Origin of the sequence: Pseudomonas sp. NFACC56-3, from assembly GCF_900100025.1 — a bacterium.
In the GTDB taxonomy this organism is placed as follows: domain Bacteria; phylum Pseudomonadota; class Gammaproteobacteria; order Pseudomonadales; family Pseudomonadaceae; genus Aquipseudomonas; species Aquipseudomonas fluorescens_AA.
On the sequence record NZ_FMTK01000003.1, the window covers coordinates 41,678 to 68,128 of the forward strand.

The following is a 26,451-nucleotide window of genomic DNA, read 5'->3' on the forward strand; positions in this document are numbered from 1 at the left end:
CCTGGCACTTGTGCAAGAGTCCGGTGCGGTCATGGCACCGGTGCCGTTTGTATTGTTTTGGGGAGCTGCCTTGAAAGACGTGTTGATCGTGGATGACCACCCTGTCATAAGAGGGGCGCTGCGGCTCATTTGCCAGAATGAGGCGTTCACCCACATCCGGGACGCCAGCGGCGCGGCCGATGCCAGGGGCATTATCAAGGAGCGCGCGCCAGACCTGGTGATCCTGGATCTGGTGATGAACGGCTTCGATGGCCTGGACCTGCTGGTCTGGATCATGGCGCAGTTTCCTGAATGCAGCGTGCTGGTGTTCACGTCCCAGGATGCGCAGCACTTCTGCAACCGCTGCATCTCGGCCGGGGCCCGGGGCTTTGTCACCAAGAAAAGCGATCTTAAGGAACTGACCAAGGCCATCCAGGCGTTGAAGTCTGGTTATGCCTATTTCCCTCAGATGCCCGTCAGGCTGGATTTCCAGCAACGCAGCGAACAACAGGCCCTGGAAAGCCTCTCCACCCGCGAGCTGTCCATCTTGCGCATGCTGGCCATGGGCATGCGCGGCAAGGACATCGCCGAAAGCCTGTTCCTGAGTCCAAAAACCGTCAGCACCTACAAGAGCCGTCTGTTGGAAAAGCTGGGGCTGCAATCCTTGGTGGGGTTGTCGGAGTTTGCCAAGCGCAATCACCTTTGAATGAGCGAGACCCGACCCTGTGGGAGCGAGCTTGCTCGCGATAGCGGTCCGCCTGTCGATGCATCTTCGGCTGATACCCCGTCATCGCGAGCAAGCTCGCTCCCACAGGTTCTTGGTCGTTCTCCAAATGGAACGCTAAGGCCGGTTTTTGCCGTCTAGTGCTTCAAGGGTGTCGGTTTTAAGCTATGTCCATCAAATCGCAGTCCCTGATTTTGGAGACATGGCATGAAAAACATCATTGGCCTCTACACCAGCCCACGGCCCCACTGGGTCGGCGACGGTTTCCAGGTGCGCACGCTGTTTTCCTATGACAACCTGGGCAAGCACATCAGCCCGTTCCTGCTGCTGGACCACGCCGCCCCCACCGAATTCACGCCGACCAGCGAGCGCCGCGGCGTCGGCCAGCACCCCCATCGTGGGTTCGAAACCGTGACCATCGTCTACCAGGGCGAACTGGAACACCGTGACTCCACCGGCAGCGGCGGCAAGATCGGTCCCGGCGATGTGCAATGGATGACCGCCGCTTCCGGCATCATCCACGAAGAGTTCCACTCTGAAGCGTTTGCCCGCCAGGGCGGGTTCATGGAGATGGTCCAACTGTGGGTCAACCTGCCCGCCAAGGACAAGATGGCCCCGGCCGGCTACCAGACGATCCTCAAGGGCGACATTCCGAACATCGCCCTGAAGGACGACGCTGGCAGCCTGCGCCTGATCGCCGGGCGCTTCGAAGGGCATCAAGGCCCGGCACGGACCTTCACCCCCATCGATGTCTGGGACATCCGCTTGAATGCCGGGAAAAACCTCACCCTTGACCTGCACGAAGGCCACAACACCGCCTTGGTGGTGCTGCGGGGCTCGGTCCAGGTCAATGGCCGCGAACGGGTCGAGGCCGGGCAGATGGCCCTGTTCGACCGGGCCGGCGATCAATTGAGCCTGCAAGCCAATAACGACGCGGTGCTGTTGCTGCTCAGTGGCGAGCCGATCGACGAACCCATCGTTGGCCATGGTCCGTTCGTGATGAACAGCGAACAGGAAATCCACCAGGCCTTCAATGATTTCCACTCCGGGCGCTTTGGCCGGATGGACGATTGACGCTAGTACGCAGGGCCAATGTGGGAGCGGGCTTGCCCGCGAAGGCAGTGTGTCAGTGAAGTAAATGCCCGCTGACACTCCGCCTTCGCGAGCAAGCCCGCTCCCACAGGGAGTTTTGCGGGGATCTCTACAGCGTGTTCAATCTGTGCCAATCTTCGCCAATCGCCCACCTGGAGCTGTCCCGATGCTGTTTCTGATCTCCGAGCACCCGCTGCTCTGTGCCCTGGCGCTGCTGGTGCTCGACCTACTGATGTGGCATCTGGTCAGTGCGGATCGGATCTACTGGAAAGTCGGCGCAAGGCTGGTGATTTTCTCGTTGTTCAGCGTGCTGCTGTTCAACGAAGGCCTCAACCCCATGGTCCCGGCGCAGTGGGTCGACGATGTGCCGCGGCACCTGGCCGCTACCGGTTTGCAGATCACCTGGTGGCTGTTCGCCGCGCGAACCCTGACGGTGATGATCGTGGCAGCGATGATGCAACGGGTCGGCCACACCGGGCGGTTGTTGCAGGATTTGCTCGGCGCGGTGATTTTCCTGATCGCCGTCATCGCGGCACTGGCCTACGTGCTGGATTTGCCGGTCAAGGGCGTGCTGGCCACGTCCGGCGCGATGGCGATCATCGTCGGCCTGGCCTTGCAGAGCACCCTCAGCGACGTGTTCTCCGGGATCGTGCTCAACACCACCAAGCCCTATCAGCTCGATGATTGGATTTCCATCGACGGCACTGAAGGCCGGGTCACCGACATCGACTGGCGGGCCACGCGCTTGCAGACCGCCCAGGGCAGCATGGCGGTGATTCCCAATTCGTTGGCGGCCAAGGCCAAGGTCATCAACTTCAGTCGCCCCAGCGATGTCCATGGCCTGTCCATCAGCATCCAGGTCAGCCCTCACGCGCGGCCACAAACCGTGATCGACGCGTTGGAACGAGCCATGATCGGCTGTCGTTCCCTGCTCGCCACCCCGGCCCCCAGCGTCGCCCTCAAGAGCAGCGACAGTGGCGGGGCGGAGTATGAAATCAGCGGGTTCGTCGCCTCCATGGCCCTCAAACGCACGGTGCGCAACCAGTTGTTCGACCTGGCGTTCCGGCATCTGCAGGCGTCGGGCGTGAGCCTGCTGTCCACCAGTGAAAGCACCACGCCCCAGGCGGTGTCGCGGCCCCGGGCATTGCTGGAAAGCTCGAGCATTTTCTCCACCCTGCGCCAGGATGAGAAAGACACCTTCAGCCAGAACATGACCCTGCAAACCTTCCGCGCCGGCGATGTGATCCTGGCGGCCGGGGAGGTCAGCGATCACCTGTTCATCATCGAGTCAGGGGTGGTCAGCGTTACCCTCATGCGCAACGGCCAGCCACTCGAGGGCGGACGCATGGGGCCGGGGGAAGTGATCGGCGAAGCCGGGATCGTCGCCGAGCAGGCGGCCCTGGCGACTTTTTCCGCCAAGACGTTCTGCACCCTGTACCGCATCGAAAACAGTTACCTCAAGCCGTGCCTCGAGGCCCGTCGCGATATCAACGAGGCGATGAAAAACCTGCTGGACGTGCGCATGCACCTGGCCCAGAACCTCACCCGCGACCTGCCCAAGCCCGTCGTCAAGAAACGCTTCCTGCAGTGGCTGCGCAGCCGGGCCTGAAACCTATCCCCTGTGGCGAGGGAGCTTGCTCCCGCTGGGTGGCGCAGCCGCCCCAAAAGGCCTGACACCGGTTCCCTGGCGGACTGCGTCGGTTGGGTTACGACTGCTTCGCAGCCGAGCGGGAGCAAGCTCCCTCGCCACAAGCCTTCAGCCCTCCTTCCGGTAAACCCCGACGCGTTCCCATTGGCCACCCGAACTTCCCAACAATTGGCTATTTGTCCCGCGCCACTGCACGGCTAACGTAGCGCCACACCCCATTGTTCTGGAGTTCACCATGCAACCGCGTATCGATTTCTACACCGCGTCCCCTGACGCTTTCAAAGCCATGCTGGCCCTGGAAAACGCCGCCTCGAACCTGGGCCTGGAGAAGTCCCTGCTGGAGCTGGTCAAATTACGTTCCTCGCAGATCAACGGCTGCGCCTTCTGCATCGATATGCACACCGCCGACGCCCGCAAGGGCGGCGAGACCGAACGTCGCCTGTACGCCGTGACCGCCTGGCGCGAAGCGCCGTTCTTCACCGGCCGCGAGCGTGCCGCACTGGCCTGGACCGAAGCCCTGACCCGCCTGAGCGACACCCACGCGCCAGACGCCGACTATGCCCTGCTGAGCGAGCATTTCAGCCCTAAGGAAATGGTCGACCTGACCGTGGCAATCAACGCCATCAATGGCTGGAACCGTCTGGCGGTGGGCTTTCGCAAGATGCCTGAGGCGTAAGCCGGCCGGCAATCAATCCAAGTAGGCTTTTGGCGTAAAGCCGGTCATTTGCTTGAAGAAGGCGATGAAGGCGCTGTCGCTGGCAAAGCCCAATTCGAAGGCGCTGTAACTCAGGCTGCGGCCGGTGGCGAGCAGTTCAATGGCGCGCATCAGGCGCCATTGTTGCCGCCACTGTTGATAACCCATGCCGGTTTCCCGTTGAAAGATCCGGCCAATGGTTCGGCCACTGGCCCCGATTTGTGCTTCCAGTACGTTCAATGTCGGCGGCAAATGCTGCAGTGCCGCGAGCAGAGGTGCCAGGCGTTTGTCCTGAGGCAGCGGCAGCAGCATCGGCTGTTGCCGTGCCTCGCGGATTTCATTCAGGCACAACCCCAGCAGGTGCATGTTACGGCCTTGTGTCCAGTCGCTGTCGAACGCTGCGTCGGTGATCGGCTCAAGTACGGCGCGTAGCAATGGTGATACGTCAATGATGCACACGTGTGAAGGTAAGTCAGCGCACAGCGATGCTGTCAGGTAAATCGATCGATAGTCCACGCTCTGTTGCATCACGGCGCGATGGGAGGTCAACGGTGGAATCCAGGCCGCTCGCGATGGCGGCAGCAGGCACAGTTGCTGCGCCAGGGTAATACGTGTGCAGCCCTGCCGTGTGAACAATAGTTGCCCGCGCTGATGTCGATGCACGCCGGAATCATGGCGATCCAGCGTTGCCGCGAGACCGATCACCGGCGCGTCGTGGCGGTCGGGGTCGAATAGGGCATGAGCGTCGAGCCAGGCCATAACTTGTCCGATTTCAAGGATTATTTGTCGAGCTTCGGATAATACGACAGTCATGGCTTCATAGACTGGTCGCCCTTCTTGGAACGAGCTTGGCTTGCATGATTTCGCGACCTTTCCTTTGCCTGGCAATTGCCTTGGTGATATTTCCGCAAATTGCCCAGACCCTCTACAGCCCAGCGTTGGCAGACATCAGCGCGAGTTTTGCCGTCAGCGCAGAAATGGCCGCGCAGTTGTCATCCACATTTTTCTTGGGGTTCGCCCTGGGGGTAGCGGTGTGGGGACGGCTGTGTGACCGCATCGGTCGTCGACCCGCCATGTTGAGCGGGTTGGCCTTGTATGCTGCAGCGACGATGCTGGGGTTGAATGTCGACACCTTCGATGCGCTGCTGACCGTTCAGGCCCTGGCTGCGTTTGGGGCGGCAGTCGGTTCGGTGGTGACCCAGACGGTCCTGCGTGATCGTTACCAAGGCGTACAGTTGGGCCAGGTTTTTTCAGTGATCGGTATTGCCCTCGCCGCCAGCCCGGCGATGGGGTTGTTCAGCGGCGCCAGCCTGGTACGACTCTTTGGTTACCAGGGCGTACTCGGCGGCCTGTTGATGTTGTCATTGATTTTACTGGTGTGGTGCGCACGGGCCTTGCCCGAAACCCTGCCGGCCCGTCTCCCTGCACAAGCCTTATCGAAGACGCTATGGCGCATGCTCAAGGATCCATTCATCTGGCGTTCGTCATTTCTAGTCGCCGCCTTCAACGTCGCGCTGTTCAGTTACTACAACCTTGCGCCGTTCCAGTTCGAACGACTTGGACTGAGCCCTGAGTGGTTTGGCTACAGCGGCGTGATCCTGGCGCTGGGCTCGGGCTTGGGGGCTTGGCTGAACAAGCGCTTGCTGGCACAGGGATTCGATGGCAACCGATTATCGGCGATGGCGGCAGTGGCGCTGCTGATCGGTGGGATGAGCGTTCAGGCCTTACTGGACAGGGGTGGTTTTGTTGTGGCGATGCTATTGGTCGTGCTGGCGTTTGGCATGGCGATACCCAACGTGCTGGGCGCCGCGCTGGTTCGCTATGGCGACTGCATGGGCACCGCCGGTGCGTTGTTTGGCTTGTTCTATTACCTGTTGATCGGCGGCGCGTTGATGCTCGCCGCCTGGTTTCAGGCGCTGGGTTGGACCTTGATCCTGTGTGGCGTTCTGGCGGTGTGCTTGACGTGCGCCAGACCTGGTCCAGCCAGAGGCCAGTCCATTTGACCTGTGGGAGCGAGCTTGCTCGCGATAGCGGACTGACTTTCAACAATGAGGTTGACTGATGCACCGCCATCGCGAGCACGCTCCCTCAGGCGTCCGTCTTCGGATTGACCCTTTTCAGAAGGTTGCCCCCCTTCGATCTGCTCTCGCGAGTCAAACGGTGTCGCAAGAAAAGGGAGCGCTTGGGGAGATCAGTGCGCCATTGGGTCATGGACTGAGGATGACCGCTAGCTTTTTAAAGGCAGTTGGCGCTGCACTAGCTCGCGTTTCCGAACCACTCGACCAGCATGTCCGTCAGCACCCGTATCTTTCGCGCGGGGTGCTGGCTTTGGGGGCGAACAATGTAAATGCCAGCCGGCATGGGGGGATACCTGAGCATTACGGATATCAGCGCGCCAGATTTGATGTGCTCGTCGATGACGCTATCAGAAAGATACCCAAGACCCAGGCCAGCAACGGCTGCCGCGGCGAGCGCGACAGGATTGTCAGCCTTGAAGCGCCCCTGGGGATTGACCATGATGAGCTTTTCGCCGTCCATGAAACGCCAGGTTTCCGCACCTTGCATAAGAGATTCATGTTCAAGAAGCTCGTGGGGGGCCTCCGGCGCTCCATGTGTTTTCACATAGTCCGGGCTCGCTACGAGTTTGCCGTAAATGCTGCCCACACGCTTTGCGATGAAATTGGAACTCTGTAAATGGCCGACCCGAATAGCGCAATCGTAGCCTTCGCCAATCAGATCGACGATTCGATCGCTGTAGCTCGTATGAATGTGCAGGAGAGGGTGGCGTCGCCCCATTTCTGCAAGCACGGGAGCAATATGTGTCGGGCCGAACGAGATCGGTGCTGCGATCCGGAAGCGGCCTCGAAGGTCTCCAGCTGGAACAATGGCGTCCCTGGCCGCGTCAAACTCAGCGACGATCCGTGCGGCATACTCTCGCAAGGCGGCTCCCGCTTCAGTGACAGCAGCACCACGAGTCGTTCTGGCCAATAGCTGCACGCCCAGTTGGGTTTCCAGCCTTAGAAGCCTGCGGCTTATTATCGATTTCGCGACACCCATACGCCGGGCCGCGGACGAAACGCCGCCCGCGTCAGCGACCTCGACGAAGGTTCTAAGATCCTCAATATCCAATGCTTCCTGCCTCTGCAAACGGCCACAAGTGCGCTTCAGCCCCTGACCGACAGTCCGTGGCAGGCGACTGCCGCGGGCAGTCGCCTGAGTGCGTTGCTTAAGCGATCGCACCGCCATCCACAGTCAGGATGGCGCCCGTGATCAGGCTCGCGGCAGGACTCGCCAGATAGACCACCGCACTTGCAACCTCGTGAGGCTTGCCAAAACGCCCCAGGGACGACAGGCTCCGTTGAAAATCGGCCGCAGGACCGTCTGCTGGATTTGCGTCGGTGTCGACCGACCCCGGCTGGACAAGATTTACGGTGATGCCGTTGGGGCCGAGTTCGCGCGACAGACCTCGGGTGAAGGAGAGCAGCGCCGACTTCGACATTGCATAGGCTGTTACACCCGCAAAGGGCACCCGCTCTGCCAATCCCGAGCCAATTGAGATGATTCGTCCGCCATCGGACAGATGCGGGATGACCGCCTTTGCGAACAGCACGGGGCCTCGCACGTTTATATCCATCAGCGCCTGATAGTCGTCCACATTAATGTCGACGATCATTCCGCTTAAGCCGATAGCCGCGCTATTGACGAGAATATCGAGGCCGCCTAGCGTCGAGGCGGCCTGCGCGACAGAGCGCTCGATGGCTTCTGGGTTGGCACTGTCGGCTTGAATTGCGATGGCGCGACGCCCTTTTTCACCGATGGATTTGACCACTGCCTCAGCTTTTTCCGTCGAGTGCTGGTAGGTGAATGCGACATCGGCGCCACTCTCTGCCAGTGCTACTGCGATAGCGGCGCCGATCCCGCGAGCTCCTCCCGTCACCAGTGCACGTTTCCCATCCAAATCCATCATTACTCACCTATCGGGTATGCAGTTATTTGGCCGCGCGCCTTCACCAAGGATGGGGCGATCGCGCCGATACGGGGGCGGATATTAGGGTTCCAGTTCCTTCGTTTGTAGCCTCATGGAGTGCTTTACTGTGTCGCACAAATCGGAACATCTAATTGGGTGCTGGCCTTATTCACGAGAGTGAGATTGAAGTCTTTCGATAAATATTCGAGCGCACTGATTGGGTCGTATTTACCCCACCAGTTCTGTTGCACCCATAAGTAAGCCCAGCATCAATGCTGGGCTTTTAGGTTCACTTGGGGCAGTTTGCAAACCCAGTCTTGGTGAGCTCATGGCTGAGTGGGAGATGAAGGCAAAACGGCTGTTACTAAGCAATAAACAAGGCGGACGCAGAGGAAGTAACAAAATATTCAGTCATCCTGACTACCCAGGTTAGAGGCAGGAAACTTGTAAGTTAATTACTGTTCCCGCTACCTCATGGAGCGCCGGATATTTTTATGGAAGTGGTGATTCGCTATCGATCACGCTGTACTTCGCAGTTATGTATGCGTAGTCGATGGTTTTACAGTCGGCCAACGGCACTTCTGTGGCGCTGATTTAAAAAATCCGGGTGGTGGAGACCGGCAGCTTTATCCAAGCGGGCGCTACGGTGATCGCCGTCGCCAGCGGCGCGCAACGGCGCGTCGTCATGAAGCCGTGAAGCCCAACGCCCGGGAAATGGCAGCAACGACCGTAGCGTTCCTCATTCCGCGACACAGTTAGTCGCCGGGCGCTACTACCCGAAGGTTTGAGGGCCCTGCACAGTGCACTAGGCATCGTCGCTCATAAGGCGCGCTGCGCGAGAACTGATCCCGCTAATAATCGCGCTAACCAACGGCAACAAGAGGATGGATTAATGGCTTTTCGTAACGGACTTGCTTCGCTTCTTCGTCCTGAAGACTCTGTATTGGTGCTGATCGACCACCAGCCTTTCCAACTCACCAATCTGAATAGCCACGATCCGCACGCAGCGGTCAACTGTGCGACGGCATTGGCGAAGGCCGCGAAGGCGTTTAACGTCCCCACCATTCTGACCAGTGTGATCGCCGAGCGCGGCGGTTGGATTTTTCCGCAAATCACCGACGTTTTTCCCGGCCAAGAGGTGATTGACCGAACCCTGATCAACACCTGGGAAGACAAGAAGGTAGTGGACGCGGTCAAGGCGACAGCTCGCAAGCAATTGGTCCTCGCTGGCCTGTGGACTGAAGTCTGCGTCGCCATGCCAGCGATTCAAGCACTGGGGGAAGGTTGGGACGTGACCGTGGTCACCGACGCGTGCGGTGGCGTTTCGGTCGAGGCCCATCAAGTCGCCATCCAACGCATGGTCGGCGCCGGGGCAAATGTCATGACTTGGTTGGCAGTCATGGCTGAATGGCAGCGCGACTGGGCACGCCTCGATACCGCAGGCGCTGTAACCGACGTGCTTCTCCAACACGCAGCCGGTAGCGGCATTGCGTATCTGTGGGAGCAGCAATTGCTCAACACGCCGGTACCCGCTGAAGGTTGATCCGCATGGGGATGAGGGGCCAGTTAAGTGCCGCTTTGCCAGGGAGGCGCCCCCATCCCCGCTTTCATGCCCCATCGGTATGCCTAACGGCTTTGTGCCTGCGCAACCGACGTCCTCTCGCCATTGACCCTAATAAAGGCCCCCTGGCGAGTTCATTCGGCTGATCAAGCATTAACGTCGCAGATGGCCGAGCGCGGATGGGGCCGGATCATCAACATCACGTCGGACTGTGACGATCATCGCGCAGGCTTTGTGATCAGCTCTCAAAGTTGGCGCCTGATAAATGCGTTGATGGTCCCGTGAAGCCCGTGCGCCGTGGTGGCTTTGCTTCGTGAGGCCCGGCCGGCTCTACGTAGCCAATGGACTAAAATCCCGTGATATCGCGATTGATCGTTTCGGTGCTTTCATTCGGCGTCATAGCTTAATCAAGACCGCTTAAAACATTAATCGAGGTCTCTCTCAATGGCTGTCAGATACAACCCTGAGCTCCACTATTCCGGCTTTCAGGACCTGAGCGATCAGGTCCGCTTTCAAAGCACGGAAGGCAAGATCTGGTTCGGTGAGCAGCGCATGTTGTTGATGCAGGTGTCGGCGATGGCTAATTTTCGCCGTGAACTCATCAATAGCCTCGGCGTCGACCGCGCCAAGGGGTTCTTCCTGCGTCTCGGCTACCAGTCTGGACTCAAGGATGCGGAAATGGCCCGCAAGCTAAGGCCAAACAGTCCGGAATTGGAGATGTTCCTGGTTGGACCGCAGCTGCACTCCCTCAAAGGCATGGTCAATGCGAAACCCATCCAGTTAGAGGTGGATCAGGAGACCGGCCATTTTTACTGCGAGCTCGAATGGATTGACTCCTTTGAGGTCGAGAACTGCCTGACTGAGGTCGGCCTGATGGCGGCGCCAGTTTGTTGGTCCTTGCTGGGCTACGCCTGTGCGTACAGCTCTTCATTCATGAAACGCGAAATCATCATCCAGGAAACGACCTGTCGCGGATGCGGCGATGAGCGCTGCATCATTATTGGTAAACCCGCTGAGGAATGGGAGAACGCCGCAGCGTTCAGACAGTACTTTCAAGCCGACCCAATCATCGAGGAGCTGTATGAACTGCAATCACAGATCAGCTCTCTGCGCAGAAGCCTGGAGAAGCAGGAAACTCAGTTCTATGGAGTAGGACGCTCCCCTGCTTACTTGAAGGTATGCAAGACAATCGACAAGGCAGCCAAGGGCAAGATTTCGGTCCTGCTGCTCGGAGAAACTGGCGTCGGCAAGGAGGTCATCGCACGGAGCGTGCATCGTCGCAGCGATCGCGCCGAGCAAGCGTTTGTCGCGGTGAACTGTGCGGCCATTCCGCAGGACCTGATTGAAGCCGAATTGTTTGGCGTCGAGAAAGGCGCTTTTACCGGGGCCAATCAGACCCGCCCAGGGCGCTTCGAACGCGCCAACGGAGGGACCATCTTTCTGGACGAGGTGGTAGAGCTGACGCCCAGAGCGCAGGCGACGTTACTTCGGGTACTGCAAGAGGGTGAACTCGAACGGGTAGGCGATTCACGGACCCGCAAGATCAATGTGCGCGTAATCGCTGCTACTAATGAAAGCCTCGCTGACGCCGTCAAAGCGGGCCGATTTCGCGCTGATCTTTATTATCGCTTGAATGTGTTTCCGGTGCAGGTTCCCCCGTTGCGCGAGCGGCTTGAGGATCTGCCGTTGCTGGCCGAGCACTTTATAAGCAAGTTTCACCTGCAATATCACAAGCGTACGCTGGGTTTATCAGACAAAGCGCTTGAACTGTGTCGCCATTACGCCTGGCCTGGAAATATTCGCGAATTGGAGAATGTGATTGAACGCGGCGTCATCCTGACCGACAGCAACGAAACCATAGGGCAAGAGGCACTTTTCGCGGTCTTCCCAAAAACAGGCAATTCGCACGGTGATCGTCTCAACGCGGATGGTGCATTGGTCCAGGCCACCGATGCGGACCCCCACCCCGATTGGGTCACGCAGATCTTTGAAAGAAACATCAGCCTAGACGCTGTGGAAGAACGGCTGATGCGACGCGCTATGGAGCTTGCGCGGCAAAACGTCTCGCAAGCCGCTCGCATGCTCGGCCTGACCCGACCGGCACTGGCTTACCGTCTGAAGAAAAGCGGCTTATTCGACGACACTGGCGCCGCCTGACTTCACGTGGCCGCCCAGGCGGGTCGCTGTCGGCCATGCTTGAGCTGCATTGATCAAATCAGCAAGGCATCGCCAATACTTACCAAATGATCAAACAAGCCCCTCCGATAAACGCCGGGTCCGATACCCCGTTGTGTCGGTTTTAAATCCATATCCTATTGATAAACATGAGTTTTATATAGCTTTCGGGAAAGTGGCATAGCCGTTGCTCTTGTACTCCTTGTCGCTTTCGACGCGTTGGAACCCCGCAGCATGGGTTGGATCAGTGCGAATCGAAAAATGGTACTCAGGAACGGAGAGCTCATGATTACTCGAAGAATCAAATCGATCACTGCAGCAATGGTGCTCGTCTCATGCTTATTAACAGTTACTCCTGTGTCGGCACAGTCAGCTACGCGAGCGGATTGCAGGCCGTTCAAGTAAGGCCTTGTCAGCAGTCCGAAACAGACACCCCACGCCACTGGGTAAGTCCTGCATTCATAAAATCACGGGGCTTTTCGGCAACCCCTGAACTCGCCCGGAAAGTGGCCCTTACGCCTACCGGGACGGGTAGCGTGCTGCTTGCGCAGCCACGCACAACGCCGCTTTCGCACAGGTCTACCGACTAAGGAAATCCGCCATGTCCAACAAGTTCCTAGAGATACTGACCCCGCAAAACAGCCAGGTCATTTTCATCGACCAGCAGCCACAAATGGCCTTTGGTGTGCAGTCGATAGATCGTCAGGTGTTGAAAAATAACGTCGTGGGGTTGGCCAAGGCTGCTAAAGCGTTTGGCATACCTACGACCATCACGACCGTGGAAACCGAAGGTTTCTCTGGCAATACATACCCTGAGTTGCTGGCGGTGTATCCGGAAAACAAAATCCTCGAGCGCAGTTCGATGAACTCTTGGGATGACCAAAACGTTCGTGACGCCTTGGCAAAGTCCGCAACGGCTGGCCGCAAGAAGATCGTCGTATCTGGCCTGTGGACCGAGGTCTGCAACACTACCTTCGCACTGTCCTGCCTGCGCGACACGGACTATGAAATCTACATGGTAGCCGACGCCTCGGGTGGCACCTCGGTTGATGCGCACAACTACGCCATGGATCGCATGATTCAGGCCGGTATCGTACCGGTGACCTGGCAACAGGTGCTGCTCGAATGGCAGCGGGATTGGGCGCGCAAAGAGACCTATGACGCCGTGATGGCGATCGTGCAGGAGCACTCCGGCGCCTACGGCATGGGTGTGGATTATGCCTACACCATGGTGCATAAGGCTTCTGAGCGCGTGCAACACGGCGAGCACATTGGTCCGAATCCGGCCAAGTAAGCCCGTTATGCAAGAGCTATCGCGCACCGTTGACGCGATAGCTCCACCCCATCGCCGTTATTGTCCAAAACACGAGGTGGAGCATGAAAATGTATGCATTGTCCGTGGCCGCCGGCCTGCTCGTTGGTGTCGTCTATAGCCTGCTGAGCGTGCGCTCTCCCGCACCGCCGCTGGTGGCTTTGGTCGGGCTGCTTGGAATCCTGGTCGGTGAACAGATCATCCCGATAGGCAAGCACTTGTTGTGTGGAACCGCGTTCAGCGCCGCCTGTGACAAAACCCACGCCGTGAGTCATGTATTAGGTCAATTGCCTGGTCGGGCTGCGGAGCAGCAGGTGCAAGAGTCCAAGCAGACGTGAGCAACCGGTTCTGGCGTCCGGCTATTCCCTGAAGGCCCGGGAGACGGGCTTTGTATCTGTGAGGACCACAACCTATGACATCGCGCCGAAAATTTCTCGAGGCCGCTTCCACCCTGGCGTTAGGTAGCGTCTTTGGACACAACGCTTTTTCCGAAACTCTAAGAAAGGAAGGGCTCAATATGACCGATTCCATTCCGGATATCATTTTCCACAATGGCGAGATCACTACACTGGATCGCACCAACCCTGTCGCCAACGCCGTTGCAATCAAAGATGGCAAGTTTCTGGCCGTAGGGTCAGACCAGGAAGTCATGGCGCTGGCTGGCTCAGCCACAAAAGTTGTCGACCTCAAGCGCCGTCGTGTACTGCCTGGCTTAGTCGACAACCATGCCCACATGATCCGCGGCGGTCTTAACTACAATCTGGAATTGCGCTGGGACGGTGTGCGTTCGTTGGCTGACGCCATGGACATGCTCAAGCGCCAAGTGGCTAACACGCCAGCACCGCAATGGGTTCGCGTGGTCGGTGGCTTCACCGAACACCAGTTCGTTGAAAAGCGCTTGCCAACCATCGGCGAGATCAATGCGATCGCGCCCGATACGCCTGTATTCCTGCTGCATCTCTATGACCGGGCCTTGCTCAATGGTGCGGCCTTGCGTGCGGTCGGCTACACCCGAGATACCCCCGAGCCACCAGGCGGGCAAATTTACCGCGATGCCAGTGGTGCTCCTACGGGCCTGCTGTTGGCCAAGCCCAACGCGACGATCCTTTACGCCACGTTGGCCAAGGGGCCGAAGTTGCCCCTCGACTATCAGATCAACTCCACCCGCCATTTCATGCGTGAGCTCAATCGCTTGGGTGTGACAGGGGTTATTGATGCGGGCGGCGGTTTCCAAAACTATCCCGACGATTACGCAGTGATCCAGAAGTTGGACAGCAATGGCCAAATGACGGTCAGGTTGGCCTACAACCTGTTCACTCAGAAACCTGAGGAAGAGAAGAAGGATTTCCTCGAGTGGACCTCCAGCGTCAAGTACAAGCAGGGCAACGACTACTTCCGTCACAACGGCGCGGGTGAAATGTTGGTGTTTTCCGCTGCCGACTTCGAGGATTTCCGCCAGCCGCGACCGGACCTGCCACCCGAGATGGAGGGCGAACTGGAGGAAGTCGTGCGCATCCTCGCGCAGAACCGATGGCCGTGGCGGTTGCATGCCACCTACGACGAAACCATCACCCGTGCGCTGGATGTATTCGAGAAGGTCAACGAAGACATTCCCCTCGCTGGCATCAATTGGTTCTTTGATCATGCCGAAACTATCTCGGACAAATCGATTGACCGTATCGCTGCACTTGGCGGTGGCATCGCCGTTCAACATCGCATGGCTTATCAGGGGGAATACTTCGTCGAGCGCTACGGCGCCCGCGCGGCTGAAGCAACCCCGCCCGTGGCGCGCATGCTGGAAAAAGGCGTGAAAGTGTCTGCGGGTACCGATGCCACCCGCGTCGCCTCTTACAACCCCTGGGTTTCGCTGTCTTGGATGGTCACCGGTAAAACTGTGGGCGGTCTGAATCTGTATCCCCAACGAAACCTGCTTGATCGCGAAGCAGCGTTGCGCATGTGGACAGAGAATGTCGCCTGGTTTTCTAACGAAGAGGGCAAACGCGGTCGCATCCAAACCGGTCACTTTGCCGACCTGATTGTGCCGAGCAAAGACTACTTCACCGTGCCTGAAGACGAGATTTCTTTTCTCACCGCCGATATGACCGTGGTGGGGGGGCGCGTGGTCTACGGTGCCGGCCAATTCGCCCCGCTTGACGACAACCCGCTACCGCCCGCGATGCCCGACTGGTCGCCGGCGCGTACCTTCAAAGGTTATGGCGCCTGGGGAGACCCAGAGGGTGCAGGCAAAAACTCGCTGGCTCCGCTGCGCGCCCAAGTCGCGGCTTCGTGCGGCTGCGCAAGCTCTTGCAGCCTGCACGGTCACGATCATGCCGGTGCATGGGGATCTGATGCTCCAGTATCGGACCCACGAAGTTTCTTTGGTGCCCTGGGCTGCTCCTGTTGGGCCGTATAAGAAGAGTGATTGACCTTCGACCTTGTGATGGACTTGTTTCGCACTGCGGGTTGCATCGCTGCAAAAGGGCGAGCACCCGCTGATTCACGCCATCGTGATTTTAAAGGTCACGACTTATTGATTGGTCCGAGCTTTATTTCCTGGCTTGTCGGGTTTGCTCGACGACGTTTTCCACCACTACGGCAATCCGATGCACGCTGCGGTTCACCTCTTCGGAGACTGAAGTCTGCTCTTCGGCGGCGCAGGCAATCTGCGTGTTCATCATGTTGATGGTAGAGATCAGTGAAAACCTACAGCCAACAGGCGTCGTAATAGGTTTGCTTTACGTGAATAGTAACCATTACTATTCACGCCCCGTTTCCACCGCGTGCCGTGATGACCCCCAAGCAGCCCCGCAGACCCGGCTTTTTCGAGCATTACGAAGAGTTGATCGGCACCTGGACCCGTCGCCTGCGCAATCGCCAGCAGGCCGAGGACCTGGCCCATGACACCTTCGTGCGGGTGCTTGAGTCGGATTCGAGCGGGGTCGAGCAGCCACGGGCCTATTTACATCAGACGGCACGCAACATTGCAGTGGATGGCTATCGGCGCGAAGATCGACGGGGGGCCATGGAAGAGGCTGTTATCGACCCTGGTCAGTCGTTTTCGGGCGACCCGGAGCACTTCATGCACGCGATCCAACTGGCGGACTCCATCGAGCGGGCGCTTGCCGAGCTGCCGGCCAACTGCCGCACGGTGTTCGTCTGGCAGAAGATCGAAGGCTTGACCCAGGCGGAAATCGCCGAGCGCCTGGGCCTGTCAAAAAACATGGTGGAAAAGTATATGATCCGCACCCTGCGGCATCTGCGCGATCGCCTGGACGGACCAGGCCAATGATCCGTCGTCTTCTTCCACCTGAGCCACAGGACCTTCCATGATGGATAGCCGTGAATGCCCGTGCGGGCAGGACAGGGTTCGCGACGCGGCGGCGCAATGGTTCGTGCGTTTGCAAGCGCCGGCCATGAGTGTCGAGGAGCGCCAGCGTTTCGAAGCCTGGCTGGACGAACATGCCAACCACCGTGACGAAATTCAATTGCTCCAGGGTATCTGGAGCGCCACGGACCTGCTGCCCAAGGAACGCCTGCGAGCGCTGTGCGAACCTCCCGCCGAACGTCCCAAGCGTCGGCCGCTGCTGCGCTACGCCGTCGCCGCCGGCCTGTTCGCGGTGGCGCTGGGGTTGGGGCTGTTCAGCGGTTTGAGTTCTTCCACCGACTACAGCGGCGAATACGCCACCGCCCTTGGCGAGCGTCGGCATATCGCCTTGCCGGATGGTTCGATGATCGACCTCAACAGTCGCAGCCGGGTGCGTATTCAATTCGCACACCGCCAGCGCCGGGTGGAGCTGGCCGAAGGCGAGGCCCTGTTCAGCGTCGAACACGATGCAGGCCGGCCATTCACCGTCGATGCGGGCAACGGCCAGGTGACGGTGACCGGGACGCGCTTCGATGTGCGCCGCGATGCCGACAAGACCCGGGTGGCGGTGGCGCAGGGCAGCGTCAAGGTCCAGGGCCAAGTCCAGGGCCGCGCCGCGTCCCCGGCTCAGTTGGTCAGCCTGACAGCGGGCCTCGGTACCCAGATCGATGCCCAGGGCAACGTCGCCACGCCTTACGCGGTCAACACCGAGGCGCTCACTGCCTGGCGTAATGGCAAACTGGTGTTCAACGACGCGCCGCTCAAGGAAGTGGCTGAAGAAGTCTCTCGTTATCGCACCCAGCCCCTGCGGGTCGGCAGCGCGGCGGTGGGCAACCTGCGCCTGACCAGCGTGTTCCGCGCCGACGACCCCGAGGCGCTGCTCAAGGCGCTGCCGAACATCCTGCCGGTGACCGTGCGCAACCTGGATGACGGCAGCCAGGAAATAATCGCACGATAGATTCAGGTTTTTTCCGAGTTCTTCGTCTTCTTGTCCAACTGCAACTGGTTTGCATTAACAGACGCGTATTCTTGCGATCAACAGGACAAGGTTCGACGTGAAAACCACCGCCAAAAACAACAACCGTACCCACGTACGCTGGCTGCCCCTGGCCCTGACCCTGGCGGTCAGCGCCGCGATGCCTCAGGCGTTCGCCGATCAGGCCGCCACCGCCATTCACATCCAGGCGCAACCGTTGGGGCAAGCCCTGAGCCAGCTCGCCCAGCAGACCGCGTTGCAGGTGTTCTTCAGCCCCGAATCGGTGGCCGGTAAACAAGCGCCGGCGGTGGACGGCAACTTGTCCCCGGAAGCGGCCTTGCGCCAATTGCTGCAGGGCAGTGGCCTGCAATACCAGATCGATAAGGGATCGGTGACCGTGTTGCCAGCACCTTCGGCGTCCAACGACGGCCCGCTGGAACTGGGGGCGACTGAAATCCAGGTGGTTGGTGACTGGCTCGGCGATGCCAACGCCGAAGTGGTACAGAACCACCCAGGTGCGCGTACGGTGATCCGCCGCGAAGCGATGGTGGAGCAGGGCGCCATGAACCTCGGCGACGTGCTGCGGCGGGTGCCGGGGGTACAGGTGCAAGACGCCAACGGCACGGGCGGCAGCGATATTTCCCTGAACGTCGGCGTGCGTGGCCTGACCTCACGTTTGTCGCCACGCTCCACGGTGTTGATCGACGGCGTACCGGCAGCGTTCGCGCCCTATGGTCAGCCGCAACTGTCCATGGCGCCGATTGCCCTGGGCAATCTGGACAGCGTCGATGTGGTGCGCGGCGCCGGCTCGGTGCGCTACGGGCCGCAGAACGTCGGTGGGGTGATCAACTTCGTGACCCGTGCCATTCCGGAGAAAGCCACCGGTGAAATCGGCACCACCCTGGAAACCTCCCAGCGCGGCGGCTGGAAGCACATCGACACGGCCTTCCTCGGCGGCACCGCCGACAATGGCCTGGGCGTGGCGCTGTTGTATTCGGGCGTCAACGGCAATGGGTATCGCCGGAGCAACAACGGCAACGACATCGACGACGTGATTCTCAAGACCCATTGGGCCCCCACCGATGTCGACGACTTCTCGCTGAATTTCCACTACTACGACGCCAAGGCCGACATGCCCGGCGGCCTGACCCAGGCCCAGTACGACGCGGACCCGTACCAGTCCGACCGCGACTGGGACAACTTCAGTGGTCGGCGCAAGGATGTGTCGTTCAAGTGGATCCGCCAGATCAATGAGCGCACCCAGGGCGAAGTGCTGACCTATTACTCCGACAGCTACCGGGGCAGCACCATCGCCTCCCGGGACCAGCGCAACCTGGTGTCCTACCCGCGCACTTATTACACCTTCGGCATCGAACCCCGGGTGTCCCACGTGTTCGACCTGGGCCCCACCACCCAGGAAGCCAGCGTCGGTTATCGTTATCTCAAGGAAGGCATGCACGAAGAGGCCAGCCGCCTGGCGTTGCGTAACAACGAACCGGTGGTGCGTCCGGGGGCCGATGGCCACGTCTATCAGGACCGTACCGGCGGCACGGAAGCCCACGCGGTGTATATCGATGACAAGATCGATATCGGCCAGTGGACCATCACCCCGGGTATCCGCTTCGAAAGCATCAGCACCGAATGGCACGACCGCCCGGTACTCGACACCGCCGGCCGCCCCGTGCAGGAAAAACGTCGCAGCATCGACAGCAACGAACCGCTGCCGGCCCTGAGCGTGATGTATCACCTGTCCGATGCCTGGAAGCTGTTCGCCAACTACGAGACCTCGTTCGGCAGCCTGCAATACTTCCAGCTCGGCCAGGGCGGCGATGGCAACAACACCGCCAATGGCCTGAGCCCTGAGAAAGCCAAGACCTACGAGGTCGGCACGCGTTACAACGATGACGTCTGGGGCGGGGAAGTGACGCTGTTCTACATCGACTTCGACGACGAACTGCAATACATCAGCAACGACGTGGGTTGGACCAACATGGGCGCGACCAAGCACCAGGGGCTGGAGGCTTCGGTGCACTACGACATGGACGCGCTCGACCCACGCCTCGAAGGCCTCACCGCCAACGCCGGTTTCACCTACACCCGCGCGACTTACGAAGGCGAGATCCCGAGCTTCAAGGGCCGCGACCTGCCGTTCTATTCCCGCCAGGTGGCCAACCTGGGCCTGCGTTACGAGGTCAATCGCTGGACCTATAACCTCGACGCCTTTGCCCAGTCCAAGCAGCGCTCACCGGGCAACAATGTGAACGCCGATGGCAGCTTCAGCGGCGACTACATCACCGATGGCACCGTCGATGGGCAGTACGGCGACATGCCGGGCTACGTGCTCTGGAATGTGCGCGCCGGCTATGACTTCGGTGCACAGCTGTCGAACCTGAAAGTCGGCGCGGGGGTGAAGAACTTGTTCGATCATCAGTACTACACCCGCTCCAGCGACAACAACTCGGGCATTTACGTCGGTGCACCGCGTACGTTCTTTGTGCAGGCGAGTGTGGGGTTCTGATCGAGAGTCAAGCAAGATTCTGTGGCTTGGAACCCAATCCTGTGGCGAGGGGATAAATCCCCTCGCCACAGATAAATCTCCTCTCCATAAGCGTTGTGTGGAGGCATCAGACCTTCAACACTTTGCCACTGGCCGCCACTACCACCAGCGACAACGCAATCAACCCGAACGCAAAGCTCAAGCTGCTGCCATGGGCGACGAAGCCGATCAGCGCCGGACCGGCGAGGATGCCGGCATAGCCGATGGTGGTGATGGCCGGTACGGCGATCGCTTCCGGCATCAGGGTCTGTTTGCCGACGGCGGTGTACAGCACCGGTACGATGTTCGAACACCCGGCACCCACCAACGCATACCCCAGCAGCGCCGCTTGCCACATCGGCGCGAGGGTCGCCAGCAGGAACCCCGCGGCGGCGATCGACCCGCCATAGATGATCACGCGTTTGGCCCCCAGGCGATGCACCACCGAATCGCCGGTCAGGCGGCCGACGGTCATGGTCAGCGCGAAGGCGGCATAACCCAGCCCGGCATAGGCGCTATCCACCGCGCGCTCGGTGGTCAGGAACACGGCGCTCCAGTCCAGCACCGCGCCTTCGGCCAGGAACACGATGAAGCAGAGGATGCCGATAAACAGCACTACGCCATGGGGAATGGCGAACGCCGGTCCCGAGCTTTCACTGCCGTAGGGCAACAGGTGCGGCGCCGCCTTGAACAACGCCACCAACAGCACGCCATTGACCACCAGCGTCGCCCCCAGCGGCGAAAGCCCCAGGCCGAGCAGGGCGCTCACGCCGGCCGCGCCAATGATCCCGCCGAGGCTGAACATGCCGTGGAAACCCGACATCATGGTCTTGCCACTGGCCCGCTCGACGATCACCGCTTGCAGGTTCACGGTCGAGTCCACGGTGCCGAGCCCGGCGCCAAACAGGAACAACGCCGCCACCAGCCAGGGCAGGGAAGTCATTGTCGCCAGCAGCGGCAGCGCCAGGCAGATCAGAAGCGTGCCGCCGCTGAGCACCCGACGGCAGCCGAACCGCGCCGCCAGCGCGCCGGAAATCGGCATCGCCAGGATCGACCCGACCCCCAGGCATAACAGCAGCAAGCCGAGGGTGCCTTCATCCAGGTTCGCCCGCACCTTGGCATAAGGCACCAGCGGCGCCCAGGCGGCGATGCCGATGCCGGCGATGAGGTAGGCGATGCGGGTGGACATCTGTTCCAGGCGTCCGGGGACAAAGGTGGGCGGGGGCGTAATGGCAGTCATGAAACGTCCTTGGTTTTCGTGCAGTGCAGTGCGGTGGTGCAGGCTGGGGGGCTATGCTTGCATATTCACTGACCGCACCGCGACCCCAAGGTGCCAAAGCCCTGAAGCCCCCTCCTCGGACATTGCGGGTCACTGGGCCTTGTACGGGTTCACCAGACGGCTGCGCACCTGTCGAACCTGACAGGCTTCGCCTAAACTACCGGCCCCTCCTGGCTTTCTCCGGACCCGATGCATGGCACCGTTCTACGACGCACGCGGCAATCTCTATGGAGTCGTTTCACCGCAGCAGGTCCGTGACCATGGTATCGGTCTGCCTCAGTCGGCCGCCCAGGCCGCGCAGACCCGCGAGTCCTGGGCAACGGCGGCCGTGCACGCGTTCTGCGCCTGGGCGCCGGGTGAGGCGCCGCCGGATGGCAAGGCGCATCGCAGTGATGGGTTGCTGATTGGCCCGTTCCAGAGTGAACCGCCCTTTGATCTGTTGATCGTCAATACCGACGGGACACTGGCCGAGCGCAGCGGCAATGGCCTGACGATTTTCTCCCAGGCCTTGCAAGAGCAGGGCTTGATGGCGGGGACGGGTGATTGCTTGCTGCAGGTGCATCACGATAAACCCGACGGTTTGTCACCGCTGCAAACCTCGGTTCGCGCCGCTGAATTCGAAGGCGCCCAAGGCTTCTGGCTGGACTTGGGCAAACCGCTGTTCGGGCCCGGGGCCGTCGGTGCCCAGGATGTCGAGAGTGTGATGTTCAACCAGCGCGATGTCAGCCGTGTGGCGGCGCTTGAACGGTTGAACCCGGCGTGGGGCAACAGCCAGTTCGTGAACATTGGCAATCCTCATTGCGTGACGCTGGTGGACGGTGCCGAGGCGTTGCCGAGCAATTCTCAGATGCGCGCTGCGGCGCTGTCGCAAAGCCTGGTTCGCATCGCCTATGCCGCCCCGGGTGGCGCCGGGCTGCCGTGCCCCGCGGGGGTGAATCTGCAATGGGCCAGCCTGCAGGCCGAAGGGCGAATCGTGGCGCGGGTGTTTGAGCGCGGCGAAGGCCCTACCGCGTCCTCGGGCACCAGTGCCAGCGCCGTGGCCAGTGCTGCGTGGCGGGTGGGCTGGGTGAAGGCGGGAGCGGTGAGGGTGGTGATGCCCGGTGGCACGGCGCCGATTTTGCTGGAAGAAGAGGCGGGCGAGTTGGTGCGGGTCAGGTTGTTCGGTACGGCGCGGCTTGTGCCGTAGGGCGTTCTGGAGGTTTTGCGGTGCGGTTTATACCGCCATCGCGAGCAAGCTCGCTCCCACAAGGGATCTTCAGTGGACATAGATGTTGTGTCCGACACAGAGCCCCTGTGGGAGCGAGCTTGCTCGCGATGGCGGCAGTACATCCAACATCAATGCACCTGACCCACCGCCGTCGCAAGCTCGCCGACAGGAGAATCAGCCCGGCTGCTGCGCAAACTCCACCACCGGCATCTGCCGCTTCATCAGCACTTCGCCATTGCGAATCGAGTAGAGCGGCAAGCCCTGGCTGCGGATCACTTCGTAGTCGCTGTCCGCCGACAGGATCAGCAGGTTCGCCGGGCGCCCCGGTTCCAGCCCGTAGCGCTCGCCCAGGGCCATGGCCTTGGCGCTGTTGTCGGTGACCAGGTCCAGGGCGCTTTGCAAGTTGCGGTAGCCGAGCATGTGGCAGATATGCAGCCCGGCTTCGAGTACACGCAGGATGTTGCCGTTGCCCAGGGGATACCACGGGTCGACGATGGAGTCCTGGCCGAAGCACACGTTCATCCCGGCTTCGAGCAGTTCATTGACCCGAGTGACCCCACGGCGTTTGGGGAAGGTGTCGAAACGCCCCTGCAGGTGAATGCTTTCGGTCGGGCAAGAGACGAAGCTGATGCCCGAATGCCCGAGCAGGCGGAACAGCTTGGCGCAGTAGGCGTTGTCGTAGGAGCCCATGGCCGTGGTGTGGCTGGCGGTGACGCGGGCGCCCATGTCACGGCTGCGGGCTTCTTCGGCGAGCACTTCGAGAAAGCGCGAGTGCGGATCGTCGGTTTCGTCGCAATGCACATCCACCAGGCAACCGGTGCGTTCGGCCAGGTCCATGAGGAATTTCACCGAGCTGACGCCCTGGTCGCGGGTGTACTCGAAGTGGGGAATGCCGCCCACCACGTCGGCGCCCATGCGGATCGCCTCTTCCATCAGCTCGCGGCCATTGCGGTAGGACTCGATGCCTTCCTGGGGAAACGCAACGATCTGCATGTCGATCAGGTGACGGCTTTGCTCGCGCACTTCCAGCATGGCCTTGAGGGCCGTGAGTTCGGGGTCGGTCACGTCGACGTGGGTGCGCACATGCTGGATGCCATGGGCGGCGAGGGCCTGGATGGTTTTCTTGGCGCGGGTGCTGGTGTCTTCCTGGGTGATGGTGGCCTTGCGCTCGCCCCAGCACTCGATGCCTTCGAACAGCGTGCCGCTCATGTTCCAGCGCGGTTCGCCGGCGGTGAGGGTGGCGTCCAGGTGGATGTGCGGTTCGACGAAGGGCGGGACCACCAGGTTGCCGCCAGCGTCGAGGTCTTCCGGGCCGAGGCTGGGGGCTTCGGTCTGACGGGCGATGTTGGCGATCAGGCCGTTTTCCAGGTGCAGTTCATGCAAGCCTTCGTGGTTGCGCAGGCGGGCGTTGATGATGTGCATCGGGCGAATCCTTTATAGGTCTTGTAGAGGTGTATCAGCGGTGCGAGTACCCATTACGCCGATCAATAACACATACGTTAGCGCGCCGGTGGCGATTCCTACCAGTGGCGCGACCCATGGCGAATTGAACGCGGCGAGTGTGCCGAGCCCATAGGCCAACAGCCCGGGCCAGTTGAACGCCGGCAGTTGCGCCTCGGCCAGGCGAGGATAACGGCCGCGCCAGCGGAAGAAGAAATCGGCCATGATCACCCCGCCAATCGGTGGGATGACGGTGCCCAGCAGAATCAGGTACGGCACCAGCAGATCGTACATACCCAACAAGGCCAGCAGCGTGCCGATCACCGCGCCGCAGAGGGTCACGGTCTTGCGCCGGCGGGTGCGCAGCAGGTTGCAACCGGCCACGGCGAAGTTGTAGATGGTGTTGTCCTGGGTGCTCCAGATGTTGAGCAGCAGCATCGCCATCGCCGCCATGGCGAAGCCCTGCAGCAGCAACACTTCGACCACGTCCGGTTGCTGATAGACGATGGCCCCGTAGGCGCCGATCAGCACCATCAGACCATTGCCCAGGAAGAAGCCGATCAGGCTCGCCAGCACCGCGACCTTCGCCGAGCGGGAGAAGCGCGTCCAATTGGTGGCCTGGGTCGCGCCGCTGACGAAGGTGCCGAACACCAGCGTGATGGCGGTGGACCAATCGAGGCTGCCCGTAGGCACCACCGCCAGCAAGCCTTCGAAGCCGCCGACCTTCACCGTCGCCACCCACATCGACAGCATCAGCAGCAACATCATGGCCGGTACGGCGATGTACGAAAGGATTTCCAGCCCGCGATAACCGATGTAGGCGGTGGCGCAGAATCCCAGGCCGAACAGCACCATCAACCCGAGCACGGTGCTCTCGCTCAATTCGAAATACTTGCCCAGCACCACTGCCGCCGTCGCCGTGCCCCAGGCGTACCAGCCGATCTGGGTGAACCCGAGGATCAAGTCACTGAGCTTGCTGCCCACCTCGCCGAAACAGAAACGCCCCATCAACACTGAATTGAGCCCGCTCTTGAAGGCGATGTAACCCAGGCCGGCGGCATAGAGGCCCAGCAGCAGGTTGCCAATCACAATTACGGTGAGCATCTCGGCAAAGCCGAACGCCACGCCCAGCTTGCCACCGGCAAACATCGTGGCGGTGAAAAAGGTGAAGCCCAGCAGCACCATGGCCGTGGAGGCCAGGCCCTTGCGGGCATGCATCGGGACTTCGCTCAAGGGGTAGTCGTTGCCCGGATCGTTCTGAGTCATGTGGCGGTCCTTGCGGATGAGGGGAATATCGCAAGCGTGCAGCGGCCGTGCCAAACGAGTGATCGCGAGGTTATTTATAGACAATCCAGGGGATTGGGTGGGCGCAAGGATCGAAAGCGGTGCGCGAGTGATTCAAGTTGGAACACAGATCTCATTGCGCATGCAGATCCCCTGTGGGAGCGGGCTTGCTCGCGAATGCGGTGAGTCAGGTACGAATATATTGGCTGACACACCCCCTTCGCGAGCAAGCCCGCTCCCACAGGGATGCGGTTTCTTCAGGTACAAGAGGACAATGACAGAAACCGCAACACCGCCGCCACGATGGCTTCCGGTGCGTCTTCCTGGACCAGGTGCCCGGCATTTGGAACGGGGTGAAATTGTGCCCCCGGGATCATCCGTTGCAGGGCCCGGCCGCGCTCGATGGGGATCCACTGGTCATCCTCGCCCCACAGGATCTGGGTCGGGCAGCGCACGTTCGGATACAGGCCCTCGGCTTCACGGGTGTAGCGTTCGTCCATCTGCGCGATCTGCCGGTAGAACGCCGCCTGGCCCGGCTCGCCGAGCCACGGCTGCACGTAGGGCGCCAACTCTTCGTCGGGGATGTCCCGTTTGATCGCGCCGCGGACATAGGTCGGTACGATGGCCCGCTGAATGTAATCGGGCAGGCCGCTGAAGGCCGCTTCATGCTGGCGGACATGCTGCACAAAGGGCGAACCCCAGGGCGACAGCGCCACGGGGTCGATCAGGGTCAGGCTACGGTAATCCTTGCCGTTGAGCAGGTGCGTGCGCAGGGCCGTGGCACCGCCAAAGTCATGGGCCACCACGTCCGGGCAATCCAGGCGCCAATGCTCCAGCAATTGTGCGAGCAACAGGTTTTGCACGCCGAGGGACACGTCGGCATCGGGTTGCGCGGATTGGCCATACCCCAGCAGGTCGAAGTAATGCACCCGGTGGGTGGTGAAGAACAGCGGGGCGATCCGGTGCCACACGTAGGAAGAGAAGGGCGTGCCGTGGACAAACACCAACGGCGGGCCATCGCCTTGGATGGCGTAGCGGATGGGGTGTCCGTTGAAGTCGTAGGTTTGATCCAGCGGCCAGTGGGTCATGCTCGATACTCCCCTGAAAATGGCTCAGGGGAGCAAGCATAGGCCAATGCTGCCGGGACAGGAAAACACAGTGATGGCAGCCAAGCCTGTGGGAGCGAGCTTGCTCGCGATTGCGGTCTGTCTGT

At 60.5% G+C, this 26,451-nt stretch carries 22 protein-coding genes; 14 read left to right on the forward strand and 8 right to left on the reverse strand.

What is annotated here, in order from left to right; translation table 11 throughout:
• Positions 1–70: 70 nt before the first annotated feature.
• From BLO80_RS05390 to BLO80_RS05405, 4 genes are all read left to right on the forward strand, one after another.
• Complete coding sequence (locus tag BLO80_RS05390; protein WP_092331505.1) at positions 71–685, forward strand: response regulator transcription factor; 615 nt, start codon at positions 71–73, stop codon at positions 683–685.
• A 225-nt stretch (positions 686–910) separates the two neighbouring features.
• Positions 911–1,777, forward strand: a complete 867-nt coding sequence (locus BLO80_RS05395; RefSeq protein ID WP_092257820.1) for a pirin family protein — start codon at positions 911–913, stop codon at positions 1,775–1,777.
• Positions 1,778–1,961: 184 nt separating this feature from the next.
• Complete coding sequence (locus BLO80_RS05400) at positions 1,962–3,404, forward strand: mechanosensitive ion channel family protein (protein WP_092331463.1); 1,443 nt, start codon at positions 1,962–1,964, stop codon at positions 3,402–3,404.
• A 274-nt stretch (positions 3,405–3,678) separates the two neighbouring features.
• Positions 3,679–4,119, forward strand: a complete 441-nt coding sequence (locus BLO80_RS05405) for a carboxymuconolactone decarboxylase family protein (protein ID WP_060741412.1) — start codon at positions 3,679–3,681, stop codon at positions 4,117–4,119.
• Positions 4,120–4,131: 12 nt separating this feature from the next.
• Here BLO80_RS05405 and BLO80_RS05410 read toward each other — a convergent pair whose 3' ends face one another.
• The gene (locus BLO80_RS05410; protein WP_092331460.1) at positions 4,132–4,896 is read right to left on the reverse strand and encodes an AraC family transcriptional regulator; all 765 of its coding nucleotides are present in this window, start codon (positions 4,894–4,896) and stop codon (positions 4,132–4,134) included.
• A gap of 98 nt (positions 4,897–4,994) precedes the next feature.
• On the opposite strand from BLO80_RS05410, the gene BLO80_RS05415 reads away from it, so the two are divergent.
• On the forward strand, positions 4,995–6,140 hold the full coding sequence (locus BLO80_RS05415; protein WP_092331457.1) for an MFS transporter: 1,146 nt from the start codon (positions 4,995–4,997) through the stop codon (positions 6,138–6,140).
• 253 nt (positions 6,141–6,393) lie between these two features.
• On the opposite strand, the gene BLO80_RS05420 is transcribed toward BLO80_RS05415, so the two are convergent.
• A complete protein-coding gene (locus BLO80_RS05420) occupies positions 6,394–7,266 on the reverse strand; it encodes a LysR family transcriptional regulator (protein WP_092331455.1) in 873 nt (290 codons plus the stop codon).
• Between the two features lie 97 nt (positions 7,267–7,363).
• Positions 7,364–8,104, reverse strand: coding sequence for an SDR family NAD(P)-dependent oxidoreductase (locus BLO80_RS05425; RefSeq protein ID WP_092331452.1), 741 nt, complete (start codon positions 8,102–8,104; stop codon positions 7,364–7,366).
• Between the two features lie 892 nt (positions 8,105–8,996).
• Between BLO80_RS05425 and BLO80_RS05430 the strand changes: the two genes are divergently transcribed.
• From BLO80_RS05430 to BLO80_RS05450, 5 genes are all read left to right on the forward strand, one after another.
• Entirely contained in the window at positions 8,997–9,647 is a 651-nt protein-coding gene (locus BLO80_RS05430) for an isochorismatase family protein (RefSeq protein ID WP_092331450.1), read from the forward strand.
• Positions 9,648–10,109: 462 nt separating this feature from the next.
• Positions 10,110–11,822, forward strand: coding sequence for a sigma-54-dependent Fis family transcriptional regulator (locus BLO80_RS05435; RefSeq protein ID WP_092331447.1), 1,713 nt, complete (start codon positions 10,110–10,112; stop codon positions 11,820–11,822).
• 619 nt (positions 11,823–12,441) lie between these two features.
• Complete coding sequence (locus BLO80_RS05440; protein ID WP_092331444.1) at positions 12,442–13,134, forward strand: hydrolase; 693 nt, start codon at positions 12,442–12,444, stop codon at positions 13,132–13,134.
• An 83-nt stretch (positions 13,135–13,217) separates the two neighbouring features.
• On the forward strand, positions 13,218–13,490 hold the full coding sequence (locus BLO80_RS05445; RefSeq protein ID WP_092331442.1) for a XapX domain-containing protein: 273 nt from the start codon (positions 13,218–13,220) through the stop codon (positions 13,488–13,490).
• Between the two features lie 74 nt (positions 13,491–13,564).
• Complete coding sequence (locus BLO80_RS05450; protein ID WP_092331439.1) at positions 13,565–15,565, forward strand: amidohydrolase; 2,001 nt, start codon at positions 13,565–13,567, stop codon at positions 15,563–15,565.
• A gap of 133 nt (positions 15,566–15,698) precedes the next feature.
• Here the strand turns inward: BLO80_RS05450 and BLO80_RS30170 are convergent, their stop codons facing one another.
• Entirely contained in the window at positions 15,699–15,830 is a 132-nt protein-coding gene (locus BLO80_RS30170; protein ID WP_256574133.1) for a hypothetical protein, read from the reverse strand.
• Between the two features lie 110 nt (positions 15,831–15,940).
• Between BLO80_RS30170 and BLO80_RS05455 the strand changes: the two genes are divergently transcribed.
• From BLO80_RS05455 to BLO80_RS05465, 3 genes are all read left to right on the forward strand, one after another.
• On the forward strand, positions 15,941–16,441 hold the full coding sequence (locus BLO80_RS05455; RefSeq protein ID WP_092331437.1) for a sigma-70 family RNA polymerase sigma factor: 501 nt from the start codon (positions 15,941–15,943) through the stop codon (positions 16,439–16,441).
• Between the two features lie 37 nt (positions 16,442–16,478).
• A complete protein-coding gene (locus BLO80_RS05460) occupies positions 16,479–17,474 on the forward strand; it encodes a FecR family protein (RefSeq protein WP_092331434.1) in 996 nt (331 codons plus the stop codon).
• Positions 17,475–17,571: 97 nt separating this feature from the next.
• Positions 17,572–20,010 carry a TonB-dependent siderophore receptor gene (locus BLO80_RS05465; protein ID WP_092331432.1) on the forward strand — a complete coding sequence of 813 codons (2,439 nt, stop codon included), beginning with the start codon at positions 17,572–17,574 and terminating at the stop codon, positions 20,008–20,010.
• 106 nt (positions 20,011–20,116) lie between these two features.
• Here the strand turns inward: BLO80_RS05465 and BLO80_RS05470 are convergent, their stop codons facing one another.
• Positions 20,117–21,268 carry an MFS transporter gene (locus tag BLO80_RS05470; protein ID WP_092331429.1) on the reverse strand — a complete coding sequence of 384 codons (1,152 nt, stop codon included), beginning with the start codon at positions 21,266–21,268 and terminating at the stop codon, positions 20,117–20,119.
• A 232-nt stretch (positions 21,269–21,500) separates the two neighbouring features.
• Between BLO80_RS05470 and BLO80_RS05475 the strand changes: the two genes are divergently transcribed.
• Complete coding sequence (locus tag BLO80_RS05475) at positions 21,501–22,493, forward strand: diaminopimelate epimerase (protein ID WP_092331427.1); 993 nt, start codon at positions 21,501–21,503, stop codon at positions 22,491–22,493.
• A gap of 195 nt (positions 22,494–22,688) precedes the next feature.
• On the opposite strand, the gene codA is transcribed toward BLO80_RS05475, so the two are convergent.
• From codA to BLO80_RS05495, 3 genes are all read right to left on the reverse strand, one after another.
• A complete protein-coding gene (gene codA, locus BLO80_RS05485; RefSeq protein ID WP_092204177.1) occupies positions 22,689–23,936 on the reverse strand; it encodes a cytosine deaminase in 1,248 nt (415 codons plus the stop codon).
• A gap of 12 nt (positions 23,937–23,948) precedes the next feature.
• Positions 23,949–25,220 (reverse strand): cytosine permease, encoded by a 1,272-nt coding sequence (gene codB / locus BLO80_RS05490; protein WP_092331421.1) that lies wholly within the window; start codon positions 25,218–25,220, stop codon positions 23,949–23,951.
• A gap of 275 nt (positions 25,221–25,495) precedes the next feature.
• Positions 25,496–26,326 carry an alpha/beta fold hydrolase gene (locus tag BLO80_RS05495; RefSeq protein ID WP_092331418.1) on the reverse strand — a complete coding sequence of 277 codons (831 nt, stop codon included), beginning with the start codon at positions 26,324–26,326 and terminating at the stop codon, positions 25,496–25,498.
• Positions 26,327–26,451 lie beyond the last annotated feature (125 nt).